The sequence below is a fragment of the Streptomyces sp. CB01881 genome (assembly GCF_002953255.1).
Lineage (GTDB): Bacteria > Actinomycetota > Actinomycetes > Streptomycetales > Streptomycetaceae > Kitasatospora.
Map to the genome: position 1 here is coordinate 1,943,098 of NZ_CP026498.1, position 14,473 is coordinate 1,957,570.

14 protein-coding genes are annotated in these 14,473 nt (G+C 74.5%); 7 read left to right on the forward strand and 7 right to left on the reverse strand.

Annotation, left to right across the window (positions count from 1 at the left end):
- Positions 1–193: 193 nt before the first annotated feature.
- From C2142_RS08520 to C2142_RS08530, 3 genes are all read right to left on the reverse strand, one after another.
- The gene (locus tag C2142_RS08520) at positions 194–1,012 is read right to left on the reverse strand and encodes an MHYT domain-containing protein (RefSeq protein WP_148641830.1); all 819 of its coding nucleotides are present in this window, start codon (positions 1,010–1,012) and stop codon (positions 194–196) included.
- Between the two features lie 437 nt (positions 1,013–1,449).
- A complete protein-coding gene (locus C2142_RS08525; RefSeq protein ID WP_148641831.1) occupies positions 1,450–2,814 on the reverse strand; it encodes a cytochrome P450 in 1,365 nt (454 codons plus the stop codon).
- A 163-nt stretch (positions 2,815–2,977) separates the two neighbouring features.
- Complete coding sequence (locus tag C2142_RS08530) at positions 2,978–4,045, reverse strand: RNA ligase (ATP) (RefSeq protein ID WP_148641832.1); 1,068 nt, start codon at positions 4,043–4,045, stop codon at positions 2,978–2,980.
- Positions 4,046–4,445: 400 nt separating this feature from the next.
- On the opposite strand from C2142_RS08530, the gene modA reads away from it, so the two are divergent.
- Genes modA through C2142_RS08550 form a run of 4 tightly spaced genes read left to right on the forward strand, consistent with a single transcriptional unit; the run spans position 4,446 to position 7,400 of the window.
- Entirely contained in the window at positions 4,446–5,294 is an 849-nt protein-coding gene (gene modA, locus C2142_RS08535) for a molybdate ABC transporter substrate-binding protein (protein ID WP_148641833.1), read from the forward strand.
- Between the two features lie 29 nt (positions 5,295–5,323).
- Positions 5,324–6,145, forward strand: coding sequence for an ABC transporter permease (locus C2142_RS08540; protein WP_241003146.1), 822 nt, complete (start codon positions 5,324–5,326; stop codon positions 6,143–6,145).
- Positions 6,142–6,336, forward strand: a complete 195-nt coding sequence (locus C2142_RS08545; RefSeq protein WP_162600484.1) for a hypothetical protein — start codon at positions 6,142–6,144, stop codon at positions 6,334–6,336. The genes C2142_RS08540 and C2142_RS08545 overlap by 4 nt, the downstream gene beginning before the upstream one ends.
- Positions 6,333–7,400 carry an ABC transporter ATP-binding protein gene (locus tag C2142_RS08550; RefSeq protein WP_241002455.1) on the forward strand — a complete coding sequence of 356 codons (1,068 nt, stop codon included), beginning with the start codon at positions 6,333–6,335 and terminating at the stop codon, positions 7,398–7,400. Before C2142_RS08545 ends, C2142_RS08550 begins: the two co-directional genes overlap by 4 nt.
- Positions 7,401–7,548: 148 nt before the next feature.
- Here C2142_RS08550 and C2142_RS08555 read toward each other — a convergent pair whose 3' ends face one another.
- Complete coding sequence (locus C2142_RS08555; protein ID WP_148641835.1) at positions 7,549–8,214, reverse strand: response regulator transcription factor; 666 nt, start codon at positions 8,212–8,214, stop codon at positions 7,549–7,551.
- Positions 8,211–9,470 carry a histidine kinase gene (locus C2142_RS08560; protein WP_148641836.1) on the reverse strand — a complete coding sequence of 420 codons (1,260 nt, stop codon included), beginning with the start codon at positions 9,468–9,470 and terminating at the stop codon, positions 8,211–8,213. Before C2142_RS08560 ends, C2142_RS08555 begins: the two co-directional genes overlap by 4 nt.
- Before the next feature lie 205 nt (positions 9,471–9,675).
- Here C2142_RS08560 and C2142_RS08565 point away from each other — a divergent pair, with 205 nt between their 5' ends.
- The 3 genes from C2142_RS08565 to C2142_RS08575 all read left to right on the forward strand — a co-directional run bounded on the left by C2142_RS08565 (position 9,676) and on the right by C2142_RS08575 (position 12,169).
- Positions 9,676–10,584: an ATP-binding cassette domain-containing protein gene (locus tag C2142_RS08565; RefSeq protein ID WP_241002456.1), complete on the forward strand. Its 909-nt coding sequence runs from the start codon at positions 9,676–9,678 to the stop codon at positions 10,582–10,584.
- Positions 10,585–10,611: 27 nt separating this feature from the next.
- Positions 10,612–11,346: an ABC transporter permease gene (locus tag C2142_RS08570; protein WP_148641838.1), complete on the forward strand. Its 735-nt coding sequence runs from the start codon at positions 10,612–10,614 to the stop codon at positions 11,344–11,346.
- Positions 11,347–11,428: 82 nt separating this feature from the next.
- Positions 11,429–12,169, forward strand: a complete 741-nt coding sequence (locus C2142_RS08575; RefSeq protein WP_148641839.1) for an ABC transporter permease — start codon at positions 11,429–11,431, stop codon at positions 12,167–12,169.
- Between the two features lie 100 nt (positions 12,170–12,269).
- On the opposite strand, the gene C2142_RS08580 is transcribed toward C2142_RS08575, so the two are convergent.
- Together C2142_RS08580 and C2142_RS08585 are read right to left on the reverse strand one after the other, a co-directional pair.
- Positions 12,270–12,983: an aminoacyl-tRNA hydrolase gene (locus C2142_RS08580; protein WP_148641840.1), complete on the reverse strand. Its 714-nt coding sequence runs from the start codon at positions 12,981–12,983 to the stop codon at positions 12,270–12,272.
- 153 nt (positions 12,984–13,136) lie between these two features.
- Entirely contained in the window at positions 13,137–14,228 is a 1,092-nt protein-coding gene (locus tag C2142_RS08585) for a scyllo-inosamine-4-phosphate amidinotransferase (RefSeq protein WP_148641841.1), read from the reverse strand.
- Positions 14,229–14,473 lie beyond the last annotated feature (245 nt).

A 14,473-nucleotide genomic window follows, 5' to 3' on the forward strand; every position in this document is an offset into this window, starting at 1 on the left:
CCTTTCGGGCGAGGCGGGACGGGGCGGTGAGGGGGATCCGTGCAAGGGAGCGGCGGAGCGGTCCGGCGAAGGCGCGCGACGGCCGACGGCCGGCTTCGGGCTTCCGGCTTCGGACTTCCGGCGGCCGGCGGCCGGCTTCCGGCTTCCGGCTTCCGGCTTCCGCGGACGGCGTCGGCCGGGGCGGCCGGCCTGCTCAGGCCGCGCGGTGGTGCTCCCCCGGCGCCGGGCTCGCGGCCGTCGTCGGGAACTCCTCGATGGTCAGCTCACCCGCCTCCCGGTAGGCGGCACGCTCCTGGGCCGTCGGGGAGAGGGCGACGAAGGCCGAGGTGAGGAAGAGGAAGGAGCCGAGGCCGACCGCGAGCGGGAAGACGAACTCCATCGGTGCGGCCCCGCCGAGCCCGCTCCGGACGGGCTCCAGGTGGACGTGGACGGCGGCCATGCCGGTGTAGTGCATACAGCTCACCGCGAGGCCCATCACGAGTGAGGCGCCCACCGCGGCGTACACGTTGCGGATGGTCACGGCGGCCCAGAGGGCGGCGGTGGCGGCGCCGACGGCGATCAGCACGGAGAGCGCCACCGTGCCCGGGTCGTAGTGCAGGCCGCCGTGCAGCCGCAGGGCCGCCATGCCGAGGTAGTGCATCGCGGCCACGCCGAGACCGGTGGTGAGCCCGCCCGCCAGCAGTGCCAGGCCCCGGTGCCGCCCGTAGCCGACGGCGACCGTCCCGAGCCCGGTGACCAGGACCGCGACCAGCAGGCTGAGCACGGTCAGCGGGACGTTGTAGCGCAGCTCCGTGCCGTCGACCGCGAAGCCGAACATGGCGACGAAGTGCATCGTCCAGATGCCGGACCCGATCGCGGCGGCCGCCGTGAGCAGCCAGTTCCGGCGTGAGGCTCCGGTGGCGGCGAGGCCGCGCAGGGTGCAGCGCAGGCCCAGCGCGGCCCCGGCGCACGCCACCACGTAGGAGAGCGCGGGCGTCAGCCAGCCGGAACTGAAGTGGTTCATCGTGCCCATGGGACCTCCGGTCGACCGGTCGGGCCCGGGGGCGGTGGACGCCGGGCCCGGGCTCCCTGGGCCGGGCGGACTCCGAGTGGAGGGCATCGGGCGGTGACCGCTCCGGGCCGGTCGGGACCAGTCCGGGGGATCGATCACCCGTCATATGCCAGCCGCACGTGCGCTTCTGGTCCGGGGTGCGTGGGACGCTATCGGGGCCCCGAACGGGTTACGCGAAGATGTGAAAAGCTGCCCGTGCCGTGCGGGAGCTGTGTTCGAATGGGTTGGTCCTGTGCCCGCGCGCTCCGTCCCGCGCGCCCGGTCCCGCGCGCCGGCTCCCGCCCGCGTGACCGCTCCCGCCCAGGCACCAGGTCCGGCCCCGGACCCGGCGCGGTCCGCCCCCGGGCCGCGGCCGAAGCACGGCGGGGAACGGCGGGGAACGGACGACGACGGCCCCGTCAGCGTGGCGCGACCCGAATCCGCATCGGGCTGTCCACCCGCAGCGTGATGCCCTGGCTGAGCGCCACCCGGCGATCGATCAGCTCGAAGTCGAAGTCGCGCAGCAGCACTCCCAGGGCGAGCACCGACTCCAGCATCGAGAAGTGCTGCCCGATGCAGGCCCGCGGGCCGCCGCCGAACGGGTACCAGGCGTACCGGTGGCGCCCCTTCTCCCGCTCGGGCAGGAACCGGTCCGGGTCGAACCGCTCCGGCTCCTCCCAGTGGTCGGGGTGCCGGTGGGTCACCAGCGGCGCCACCAGTACCTGTGCACCGGCCGGGATGACGTGCCCGTCGATCACCGTCTCGGCCACCGCCCGGCGCCCCGTCGCCGAGGCCGCCGGGTAGAGCCGCATCGCCTCCTTCACCACCCGGGTGAGGTACGGCAGGGCGTCCAGGTCGGCGGCGGTCGGCTCGCGTCCGGCGAGCACCGACTCCGCCTCCTCCTGGGCCCGGCGCCGCTCCTGCGGGTGCCCCGCCAGCAGGTGGAGGGCGAAGGCGAGCGAGGTGGCCGTGGTCTCGTGGCCCGCCAGCAGGAAGATCAGCACCTGGTCGCGCAGCTCGGCCGGGTCCAGCCGCTCGCCGTCCTCCCCGCGCGCGAGGGTGAGCAGCGCCAGCAGGTCGTCCGACCTGCTCCCGGCGTCCGGGCGGAGGGCGCGCTCGGCGATGATCCGGTCGCAGATCGCGTAGAGGTCCCGCTGTGCCTCGGCGCCGCGCCGGTTGGCGGGGGTCGGCCAGCCTCGCGGTGTGCGGACGGGCGAGAAGCCGCGTCCCAGGATGTACTCCGCCAGCGCCGGGAAGCTGCGGCGCACGACGTCGACCGCCTCCTCCACGTCGGCGCCGAACAGGATGCGGGAGACCGTGCGCAGCGCGAACCGGGACATCTCGTCCGCCACGTCCACCACCCCGCCCGGCACCGCCCTCCAGCGCTCGGCCAGCGCCTGCGCCTCCAGGGCGATCGCATCCGCGTAGCCGTCGACCCGGCGGCGGGTGAAGAGCGGCTGGATCAGTCGGCGCTGGCGCTGGTAGTCGCCGTCCTGGCTGGTCAGCAGGCCGTTGCCGACGCTGGTCCGCAGCTCGTCGTAGAAGGCGTGCTCCTTGCGGAAGTTGGCGGCCTCGCTGCCGAGCACCTGCTGGACGCCCTCCGGCGAGAAGATCAGGAAGAACTCGGCCCTCAGCCCGGGCGGCCCGGCGGTGATCCGGACCACGTCACCGTAGTCGCGCCGGGCCGCCAGGTAGGTCCGCAGCGGGCGGCGGGTCAGGTCGAACATCGAGCCGATCAGCGGGAGTCCGGGCGGGCCGGGCACCCGGGCGTTCGCGGTGGTCATCTGGGCCTCCTCCAGTGGCGACCCATCAAAGTAACTGACGAGTAGCCATCGGTGAAGGGTGCGCGCCCGGGGTGGCCACGGTCCTCCCGCGGCCGCCCCGTCGCACGACGCCCCGCCCTGCCCCCGCCCCGTCGGCCCACCGGATCCGCCGGAGGCGGCCCGGTCACTCGTACTCGGTGCCGCCCTTGCGCGTCAGGTAGGCGTCGCCGACCACCTTCGCGATCGCCCGGCCGCCCACCACCGGACTCCAGCGCTCGGTGACCGGGCGGATCACCACGCCCTCGCGAACGTGCAGTTCGCGCCCGGAGACGGTCTCCCGCCCCTGGGCGAACGCCAGCGCGGTGTCCGGATCGAACGGCCCGCGCCACAGCTCGGGCACCACCGGCAGCTCGCCGTCCAGCAGTTCGGCGGCCGGCAGCCAGCGCAGTCGCCCCTCCACCACCGCCGAGACGTCGAACGCGGCGTAGCCGGGCAGCTCGGTGCGGCCGGACTCGCCGTAGGTGAGGTCCTGCACCCCCGCGCCGAAGACCTCGCCGAAGACGCCGACCCGCTCGGCGCCGAGCCGCTCCGCCAGCCGGGCGGCCACCTCCGGTATGCCGTGGGCGCGCACGGCCCGCCAGTAGAGGTTGTGCTCGTCCTCGGCCAGGGCCAGCCCCTGGGCGCCGATGCCCTTGGACGAGACCTGCACCTCGCCGGTGGCGGCGTGGTAGGTGACCAGGCAGCAGCTGCCGTGCAGCTTCTCGGTCAGCACGACCGGCTCGCCGGGCTCGAAGATCCCGGGAAACCGCTTGAGGTTCTCGATGTCCACCCAGGGCAGCAGGTCGGGCGCGCGGACCACCTCGCCGTTCATGGAGGTGGGGATCGGCGGCCGCCACTTGGTGACGCCCAGCAGTTCGGCGAAGTCCTCACCGCTCTCGGCGGCGGCCGCCAGGTCGGTCCCGGCCAGCGCGCCGGGCCGGCAGACGATGCCCTGCGACAGCTCGCCGCGCAGCCGGACCGCCCTGACCCGGTCGGCCTTGCTCCCGGCCAGCCGTCCGGTCAGGCCCAGCTCCTCGATCAGCTCGGCGGGCAGCACGGCCTGTTCGGGGATGTACACGGCATGGTCCCCGGTCCGGTACGCGCCCTTGGCGACCACCGCGCGGTAGAGGCCGACCTGGGCGAGTTCGAGGGCGTCCGCGTTCGGATGGGCCAGGATGATCAGCCGCTCGGCGGTGACGCGCAGTGTGGACATGGGTGTGCTCCTCCCCCTCGGCCCGGCCGGTCGGCCGGCGATGCGTACAGGTCGTCCGCACGGGCCGCTCCCGCGACCGGAATGCGGACGGACGACGACCACTCTGGCGCCTCGGGGCCCCCGTGCGCGAAGGGTTTTCCGCCGGTCAGTGCCACGGCCGAGCCGATGGCGGACGCCGCGCGGGACCGGCGGCGGACGCGGCGCCGGGTCGGCCGCAGCGGAGCGGCACGCGCCCGGTGTTGAGGCTTCCGACAGCCCGCCGGCGACCGCCGGCACTGCTCGCCTGTGCGATGCGACAGACGATTTTCCGCTGGTATTTGCGGCACTATGATCGCTGTAACGGCCGCAGCTGCGGCAGCGTCCCCGCGCCCCTTCCGGCGCGCCCAGGAGGGGAATACCGATGAGCACCCGCACCACCCACCCCCGCAGACTCGCCGTCGCCGCCGCTGCGGCCCTCGTCCTCAGCCTCGGGGTCACCGCCTGCGGCAGCGACGGCGGCACCAAGGCGTCCGGGACGTCCACGAGCACCGCGCCGACGGGTGCCGCCACCGGCGACGCCGCCACCCCGAAGGCCACCGGCGACATCACGGTCTTCGCCGCGGCCTCCCTCAAGGAGAGCTTCACCGACCTCGGCAAGAAGTTCGAGGCCACCAACCCCGGCGCCAAGGTCAAGTTCAACTTCGGCGGCAGCTCCAGCCTCGCCACCAGCATCAACTCCGGCGCCCCGGCCGACGTCTTCGCCGCCGCCAGCCCGGCCACCATGAAGACGGTCACCGACGCGGGCGGCGCCACCGGCGAGCCCAGGACCTTCGTCAGGAACACGCTCACCATCGCCGTCCCCAAGGGCAACCCCAAGCACCTCGCCGCCCTCAAGGACCTCGCGGCCCCGGGCGTCAAGGTCGCGCTGTGCGCCAAGGAGGTGCCGTGCGGCGCCGCCGCCCAGACGGCGCTCAAGGCGGCCGCCGTCGACCTCACGCCGGTCACCCTGGAGCAGGACGTCAAGGGCGCGCTGACCAAGGTCGAGCTCGGCGAGGTCGACGCGTCGCTGGTCTACAAGACCGATGTGAAGGCCGATGCTGCGAAGATCGACGGCGTGGACTTCCCCGAGGCCGGCAAGGCCGTGAACGACTACCCGATCGCCGCGCTGGCCAAGGCCCCCAACAAGGACGGCGCCGCGGCCTTCGTCGCCTACATCCAGTCGCCCGAGGCGCAGCAGGTGCTGACCACGGCGGGGTTCCAGGCACCGTGAGCCGTCGCACCACCCGGTCGGCCGCCGGGGTGGCAGCCCCGGCGGCCGACCTGCCGCCCCGTCGACGGCGCGCGAACCGCGTCCCGGTCACGCTGCTGCTCCCGGCGCTGCTCGGGCTGGCGTTCCTGATCCTGCCGCTGGTCGGGCTGCTGGTCCGGGCGCCCTGGAGCGACCTCTCCGACCAGCTCACCAGCACCGAGGTGTGGGACGCGCTGCGCCTCTCGCTGGTCTGCGCCACAGCGGCCACGGGGGTGTCGCTGGTGCTCGGGGTGCCGCTGGCCTGGCTGCTGGCGCGCACCGAACTGCCCGGCCGGCGGGTCGTCCGGGCGCTGGTCACGCTGCCGCTGGTGCTGCCGCCGGTGGTCGGCGGTGTGGCGCTGCTGCTGGTGCTCGGCCGGCGCGGCATCGTCGGCTCCTGGCTGGACTCCGCCTTCGGCATCACGCTGCCGTTCACCACCACCGGTGTGATCGTCGCCGAGACGTTCGTGGCGATGCCGTTCCTGGTGATCAGCGTGGAGGGCGCGTTGCGGGCCGCCGACCCGCGCTACGAGGAGGCGGCCGCCACCCTGGGCGCCTCCCGGCTGACCGCCTTCCGGCGGGTGACGCTGCCGCTGATCGCACCCGGCATCGCCGCCGGCGCCGTCCTGGCCTGGGCCCGTGCGCTCGGCGAGTTCGGCGCGACGATCACCTTCGCGGGCAACTTCCCCGGCCGGACGCAGACCATGCCGCTCGCGGTCTACCTGGCCATGGAGTCCGACCCGGAGGCGGCGATCGCGCTCTCGCTCGTGCTGCTGGTGGTCTCGGTCGCCGTTCTGGTCGGCCTGCGCGAGCGCTGGATGCCCACGCCGTGAACGCCTCCGGGTACACCTGCGCCAGCGCCTTCGTACGCGCCCTGCCGCCGTCGCCACCGCCGTCGGCACCGCTGTCGCCGACGGCGGTGGCGGTGGTGGTGGCGGACAGGGCCGGACCGGCCGGCCTCCCGCTCCGCCCCGCGCACCGTGCCCAACTCGACCACGCCCCCCACTGGACGCCCACACCGTGACTGCCGACGCCCCCGCCCTCGACGCCCGGCTCCGAGTGGACCGTGCCGCCTTCAGCCTCGACCTCTCCCTCACCGCCGCCCCCGGTGAGGTGGTCGCCCTGCTCGGTCCGAACGGCGCCGGCAAGTCCACCGCCCTGCGCGCCCTCGCCGGCCTGCTCCCGCTCACCGGCGGCCATCTGCGGCTGGACGGCCGCATCCTGGAGGACCCGGCCGAACGCCTGCACACGCCCGCCGAGGAACGCCCGGTCGGCGTGGTGTTCCAGGACTACCTGCTCTTCCCGCACCTCAGCGCGCTCGACAACGTCGCGTTCGGCCCGCGCTGCCAGGGCCGCCCCAAGCGCGAGGCCCGCGCCGAGGCGGCCGACTGGCTGGAACGGATGGGCCTGGCCGAACACGCCGCCGCCCGCCCCGGCCGCCTCTCCGGCGGACAGGCACAGCGGGTGGCGCTCGCCCGGGCACTGGCCGTCCGGCCCCGGCTGCTGCTGCTCGACGAGCCGCTGGCCGCCCTGGACGCCCGCACCCGGCTCGACGTGCGCTCCCAACTACGACGCCACCTGGCCGAGTTCGAGGCGATGGCGGTCCTGGTGACGCACGACCCGCTGGACGCGATGGTGCTGGCCGACCGGCTGGTGGTGATCGAGGGCGGGCACGAGGTGCAGTCCGGCAGCCCGGCCGAGATCGCCCGCCGGCCACGCACCGACTACATCGCCCGGCTGGTCGGCCTCAATCTGTACCAGGGCAGCGCGGAGGGCCACCTGGTCACGTTGGCGGACGGCACGGTGCTGGCCACCACCGAGGAGCTGACCGGCCCCGCCTTCGTGGCGTTCCCGCCGTCCGCCGTGACGCTGCACCGGGAGGAGCCGCAGTCCAGCGCGCGCAACGTGTGGGAGCTGAAGGTCGCGGGCCTGGAGCTGCACGGCGACCAGGTCCGCACCGACCTGGCCGGCGCCCTCCCGATGGCCGCCGACCTGACGCCCGCCGCAGCGGCCGAACTCGACCTCGCCCCCGGCGCCACCGTCTGGGCGTCGGTCAAGGCGGCCCAGACGCACGCGTACCCGGCCTGAGCCGGGACCGGCGGGCCGGTGCGGGCCGGCGCGGGGGCCGCGGCGGGGACAGGCGGGGGCAGGGCCGGCGCGGGGCCGGCGCGGGGGCCGCGGCGGGGGCAGGCGGGGGCAGGGCCGGCGCGGGGCCGGCGCGGGGGCCGGCGCCGGGCTACTCCGCCGGCTCCACGAAGCCGGACTCGTACGCGGCGATCACCGCCTGGGTGCGGTCCCGGGCGCCGAGCTTCCCCAGCACGCTGCTGACGTGCGTCTTCACCGTCTGCACGCCGAGGAACAGCCGATCGGCGATCTCGCCGTTGGTCAGCCCGCGCGCCACCAGGCGCAGCACCTCGGCCTCACGGTCGGTCAGGGCGGCGCGCGCCATCGTGGCACGCGCCTCCCGGTTGCCCTGGCCGGCGGCGAGGCGGCGGATCGCGGTGGGGAAGAGCAGCGACTCGCCCGCCGCGACCAGCCGGACGGCATGGGCGATCTCGGCCGGCCGGGAGCGCTTCAGCAGGAAGCCGTCGGCGCCCGCGCGCAGCGCCTGGTAGACGTAGTCGTCGATCTCGAAGGTGGTCACGACCAGGATCTTCGGCGCCCACCCGCCCGGGGCGGCCGCGCCCCGGACCAGTTCGCGGGTGGCCGCCAGGCCGTCCGTCCCGGGCATCCGGACGTCCATCAGCACCACGTGCGGCCGCAGTTCGCGGGCCAGGGCGACCGCCTCGGCGCCGTCGCGGGCCTCACCGACCACCCGCAGGTCGCCCTGTGCCTCCAGTACGGCCCGCAGTCCGGCCCGGACCAGCTCCTCGTCGTCGGCCAGCAGAATGTCGATCATCACGCGCCCAAGCGTAGGGGCACCCGCACCGCCAGCACCCACTCGCCGGACTCCGCCCCGGCGGAGGCCTCACCGCCGAGCAGCACGGCGCGCTCCCGGATGCCGCGAAGTCCCTTGCCGCCCCGGCGCGGTGTGCCGCGGGCGGACGCGACGGCGCCGCCCAGCGCGTTGGCGCAGCGCAGCTCCAACCGGTCGTCCCGCAGGGTGACCCGGACGCTGATCGGCTCACCGGGCGCGTACTTGAGGGCGTTGGTGACGCCCTCCTGGACGATGCGGTAGCCCTCGCGGGAGAGCACTCCGGGCAGTCGCCCGGACGGCACGTCGATCCACGCCTCGACCGGGCTGCCGGCCGAGCGCGCGGTGTCGAACAGCCCGGGCAGCTGCTCGATGCCGGGGCGTTCCCGGGCGTCGCCCGCGCCGGGGGCGCCGGGGGTGGCGCCGGGGCCGCGGACGGCACCCGGTTCGCCGGTGTCCCGGAGCAGGACGAGGGTGCGTTCCAGGTCCTCCATCGCCTTCCGCCCGGTGTCCTCGATGACTTCGAGCGCCTTGGCGACGAACGCCGCGTCCCCCACCTCGCGCGCCGCACCGGCCTGAATGACCGTCACCGTCAGGGCGTGGCCGATGGAGTCGTGCAGCTCGCGGGCCAACAGGTTGCGTTCGAGAAGGCGTTCGGCCCGCAGTTCGGCGGCGGCCAGCCGTTCGGCCGGGGACGGACCCAGCAGCCGCCGCGCCATGGCGAGTTGGAGACGGCCGGCCCAGACGACCAGCCAGCCGAAGGCGAACAGCAGCGCCGGCGCCAGCAGCGGGTACCACGACAGCCCGTCCCCGGCGGGGAGTTCGAGGCCGCCCGGCGGCCGCGGTTCGGAGCGGAACAGCAGGTCGAAGGCGGCCGCCGGCACCAGGACGGAGAGGATCCCGACGGCCGTTCCGAGGGCGGTCCGGCCGACCAGCCAGACCGCCGTCCGCCGCCGGTCGGCCCACGTCCGGGCGGGTTCGGTGGCGATGTCCTCCTCACGCTCCGGCATCAGCAGCAGCCGCGCCTGCACGCCCTCCGCCCGACGCATCGCCGGGAGCATCGCCACCAGCACCAGCAGCGCCACGTCCGCCGGCACCGCGCGCAGCACGATCCCGCCGAGGCTGAAGCCGTACGTCCCCGGATAGACCATCAGCACGACACCGGAGAAGACCCATCCGACGGCCAGGTGCAGCCACCTCACGTAGGTGGCGGCGCTCAGCAGGGGCGCGAGTATGCGGGGCATCCCGCCATCCTGCCAGGTCAGCGCAGTACGACGCCCTCCCTCCCGAGAGGGAGTCAACTCCCCTCCCCGGCGGGATCCGCCGGGGAGGTCCGTTCCGGTCGAATGGGGCCATCGACAGCGGGACCGGCCGGACGGGCCGGCCCGGCAGGGAGAGCGGCCCGGCAGCGACCGGGCCGCAAGAACGACAGGGACAGGGAGGGCAGCCGTGATCCAGGTTCAGGGCCTCACCAAGGAGTACGACGGGACGCGTGTGGTCGACGACCTCTGCTTCGAGGTCCGACCCGGAGTGGTCACGGGCTTCCTCGGGCCGAACGGCGCGGGCAAGAGCACCACCATGCGGCTGGTCCTCGGCCTGGACCGGCCCACCGCCGGCCGCACCCTGGTCGGCGGCCGCCCGTACGCCGAGCTGGCCGACCCGCTGCGGCAGGTCGGCGCGCTGCTCGACGCCCACGCCGTGCACGGCGGCCGCACCGCCCGCGGCCAGCTGCGCTGGCTCGCCGCCAGCAACGGCCTGCCCGAGCGCCGGGTCGACGAGGTGCTCGCCCAGGTCGGCCTGGCCGACGCGGCCGGCCGCCGGATCCGCGGCTTCTCGCTCGGCATGCGCCAGCGCCTCGGGGTGGCCGCCGCACTGCTGGGCGACCCGCCGGTCCTCATGCTGGACGAGCCGGTCAACGGCCTCGACCCGGAGGGGATCCGCTGGATCCGTACCCTGCTCCGCGACCTGGCCGCCGAGGGCCGCGCGGTCCTGGTCTCCTCGCACCTGATGACGGAGATGGCGCTCACCGCCGACCACCTGGTGGTGATCGGCCGCGGCCGGCTGCTGGCGGACGCCGCCACGTCGGAGTTCATCGACCGGCACGGCCGCACGCGGACCAGGGTCCGCGCCGTGGACCAGACCAAGCTCGACGCCCTGCTCCGCGACTCCGGCCTGGCCGCCGAGCCGGTGGACGGCGGCGCCTGGGAGGTCACCGGCGCCGAACCCGAGCAGATCGCCGCACTGGCCGCCGCCAACGGCGTGGTGCTGTACGAGATCGCCGTCCAGCAGGACTCCCTGGAGGAGGCCTTCATGCGGATGACCGCCGACAGCGTCGAGTACCGGGCGGTGGCGGCATGAGCACCCCGGCCGGGCCGGCCACCACTGTTGCGAACGTCCTCCGGTCCGAGCGGATCAAGCTCGCTCACCACCCTCCGCTCGCTCTGGATCACCCCGCTGCTGTCCGTCCTGCTCACCGCCGGCCTCACCATCGCCGTCTCCGCCGCGCTCGGCGGCAAGGACCACAACCTCACCGACGACCCGGGCGTCGGCATCCACTACGGCCTCAACTTCGGCCAGGCGGCACTGGCCTGCTTCGGGATCCTGCTGGTCGGGCAGGAGTTCAACACCCGCATGATCGGCACCTCGCTCACCGCGGTACCGCAGCGCGGGCGGCTCTACGGCGCCAAGCTCCTGCTCGGAGCGCTGGTCGCCCTCGGCGTCGGCCTGGCCGGGGCGGCCGGCTCCTTCGCCGGGTACGCCGCCTTCACCCCCGGCGAGTGGGACGGGCCCGCGTTCGTGCGCAGTGCCACCACCGCCGTGGTCTACCCGGCGCTGCTGGTGGTGCTCTGCCTCGGCCTGACCGCCATGATGCGCAACCTCAGCGCGGCGATGGGCGTGCTGGTGCCGACCGTCTTTCTGCTCTCCCCGCTGCTCGGCGGCCTGCCGGGCGTCCGCCACGTGGTCCAGTTCCTCCCGGACCGCGCGGGCCAGTACGCCCTGCGCTACGCCGACGACCCCCAGGTCGTGTACGGGCACTGGACCGGCCTGCTGATCATGGCCCTCTGGGCCGCGGCGGCGGCGTACGGCGGCCTGCGCTCGATCCGCCGCTACCAGGCTTGAACCCGGGCGGCCCGCCGCCGACCACCCCCTCACCGACGACGACCTCCCGCGCCCTGCGGCGCCAAGGAAAGGAGAGCTTCCGATGACCACCACCGCCGCCGTACTCCGGTCCGAGCGGATCAAGTTCACCACGCTCCGCTCCCAGTGGATCGCCCCGATCGTGGCCGTCGCGCTCACGGTCGGCATCACCCTCGCGGTCAACGCCGCGTACGGGGAGGTGGACCACACCCCGGGCGAGGACCCGGCGGGCGGGATCTACTACGGCCTGCTGTTCGGTCACGTCGCCGTGGCCTGCCTCGGGATCCTGCTGATCGGGCAGGAGTTCAACACCCGCATGATCGGCACCTCGCTCACCGCCGTGCCCCGGCGCGGGCGGCTGTACGGCGCGAAGCTCGTCCTCGGCGCCGGGATCGGGCTGCTGCTGGGCCTGGTCTCCACGGCGGGCTCGTTCCTCGCGGTCGCCGGCACCGTCGGTCTGGACCTCTCCGTCCCGGGCATGGGGCGGAGCTTCCTGGCCGGGGTGCTCTACCACCCGCTGCTGGTGGTGTTCTGCCTCGGCCTGACGGCCATGATGCGCAACTTCACCGCCGCCCTCGGCCTGCTCACGCCGATGGTCTTCCTCGGTACCACGGCGCTGGCGGCGATACCCGGGGTGCGCGAGGCAGGCCAGTTCCTGCCCGACCGGGCCGGCCTGTACGCGATGCTCACCCAGCCGGACCCGGCCGTCCACTACAGCCACTGGACCGGGCTGCTGATCATGGCGCTCTGGGCCGCGGCGGCGGCGTACGGCGGCCTGCGCTCGATCCGCCGCTACGAGGCCTGAACCCGGACGGCCCCCGTTGGCCAGCCCCCGCCCGCCGGCCGTCAGCCGACGGCGGGGCGTGGGCACGCCTCCCGGCAGGCCCACGCCGAGCGCCTCCCGCTCAGCCGCGCAGGGCCGGGTGGTCCGCCACCACCGTGCAGCTCCCCGGGGCGATCTCCGTGAAGCCCGCGTCCTGGACCAGCGGCAGGCCACTGCCGACCAGCTCGGCCCAGGCATCCGGCGTCGCCGTGCGGACCGCCAGCGCGAAGCCGGACTCGGCCCACTCCTTGCGCTGTGCGTCGTCCAGCCGCCACCAGGCGAGCTGGGCCGCGTGGCCGGTCTGGGCCATGGTCTTCCCCGCGCTCATCTCCAGCTCGGGGTTGAGCCAGAGCACCGGCACGCCGGCTTCGGCGGCGTCCACCGGGCCGGTCTCCTCCAGATCGGTGCCGGAGACCTGGAGCTTGGCGAGCTCCTTGGGCCAGCCGTCCAGCGGGATCGGCGGGAACACCCGCACCTCCGCCTCCCGGCCGCTCACCGTGATCCCCGGCAGCTCGCAGGCCCGGCGCCACTCGCCGCCCCGGGCCCGCCGGACCACCTTGCGGATCCGGGCGTCCTCCCAGGCCGCCACCCGCTGCGCCCACTCGCCGTCCGGCCCGGTGACCCGCGGGTCGGCCAGCAGGGTGAGCACGGCCCGGGCCGAGGTCTCCAGCGCGTCGGTCCGCCCGGGCGGGGTGTCCCGCTCCAGCCGGACGACGAGCGGCAGCACGTACTGCGGCCGGGCGTCGCGTTCCTCGGGGGCAGGGTCAGGGACGGGGGCGTCGAACGGAGAAGTCACCCGTCAAGCATGCCAGCCCCCGTCCTCCGCGATCACGCCAGGTGAAGGTCGCACCGGGCGGACCCGGCGGCCGGGAGGACGGGGAGGACCGCACCGCGGGAACGGGGAGGGCCGGGCGGACCGGTGGAGGTGGGAGCCCCGGGCGGGCGCGGGTCAGGACAGGTAGTCCTCCAGCCCGCCGTCCCGCCGGATGTCCAGGGTCACGCAGTGGAAGCCCCCGCCGAGGACCCGCGAGTGGCGTAGCCGGTGCGGCAGGACGGTGATGCCCGCGTGTTCCAGCTGCTTGATCAGGCTCTGCTGGCCGGACTCCACGATGGCCGTGTCGGGGCTGACCATCAACAGGTTCATGCTGATCCAGCTCTCGCTGAGCGCGTGCTCGGGCGAGGCCACGGCCGGCTCCGCGGGCGGGCACCAGAGGATGTCCCAGCCGCGCAGCGGCTCGGGCACCGTCTCGGGGCTGATCCGCTCCGGGTTGAGCAGCACCAGGCCGGGCCGGAGCAGCGCGATGGTGCTGTCGATGTGGGTGTAGCCGTAGATGCCGCGCAGCGGGTGCAGCCGCAGGTCACCGAGCAGTCCGAGGGTGGACTCCAGCCATGTCAGCCCGAGTTCGTTGCCGCTGCGGGACACCTGGTAGAAGACGTCACGGCCGAGCCGCAGCACGTTGGCGGCGTCGAAGACCGGTTCGGCCTCGCCCAGCAGGGGAAGCCCGTCGGCGTCGAACTCGAAGAGCCCGTCGTCCAGCCGGGGGCGGGGGGCCGCCAACCACCGCGCCCCGCCCCGCAGGTACTCCTGGAAGAGGTCGCGCAGGCCGAACACCTCGAAGTAGCGGTGGCGCATCGGGCTCGCCACCTCGATCACCGTCTCGCCGACGACCAGCGTGAGGTCGCGCGGGCAGTAGGAGTGGAATCCGCCGTCGGCCCGCCAGCTCGGCGCGGCGAACTCTGCGGCGTGGTCGATGACTTCGGGCTGGTGCACGGTGACGCCGAGTCCGCGCAGGGTCGCGACCAGCGCGTCCAGGTCCTCCTCGGTCTCCTCCACCACCTGCTGCGAGTACGCGCCGACCGGGATCGTGGCCAGCTCGGCCGCACTGGTCTTCGGGAAGCAGGAGAGCCAGGACGAGGGGTCGGACTGCTCGGGCAGCCGCGCCCCCACCGCGGTGCCGACCACCACCTCGCGGAGCGTGCTGAACTCGTCCCAGCTGTGCACCGGACGGGCCGGCGGGGCCGGGCTGGCCGTTTCGGACATGACTCCCCCTTGACACGGATTCGGGAATGGCGGGCCGCACGAGCAACGGGAACAGCAAGAACAACGGGAAAAACGAGGACAACGGGAACTGCCGCAACATCAGAAACATCAGTAGCAGTCGCACCAGCCGCACCAGCAGAAACAACAGAAACAACCACGACGGAGGACTCGGCGAAACAGCCGGAAGCAGCGCGAAAGCCCGCAGGAAGCGAATGCCGGAAACGCCGCTCCGGTGATGGAATGGG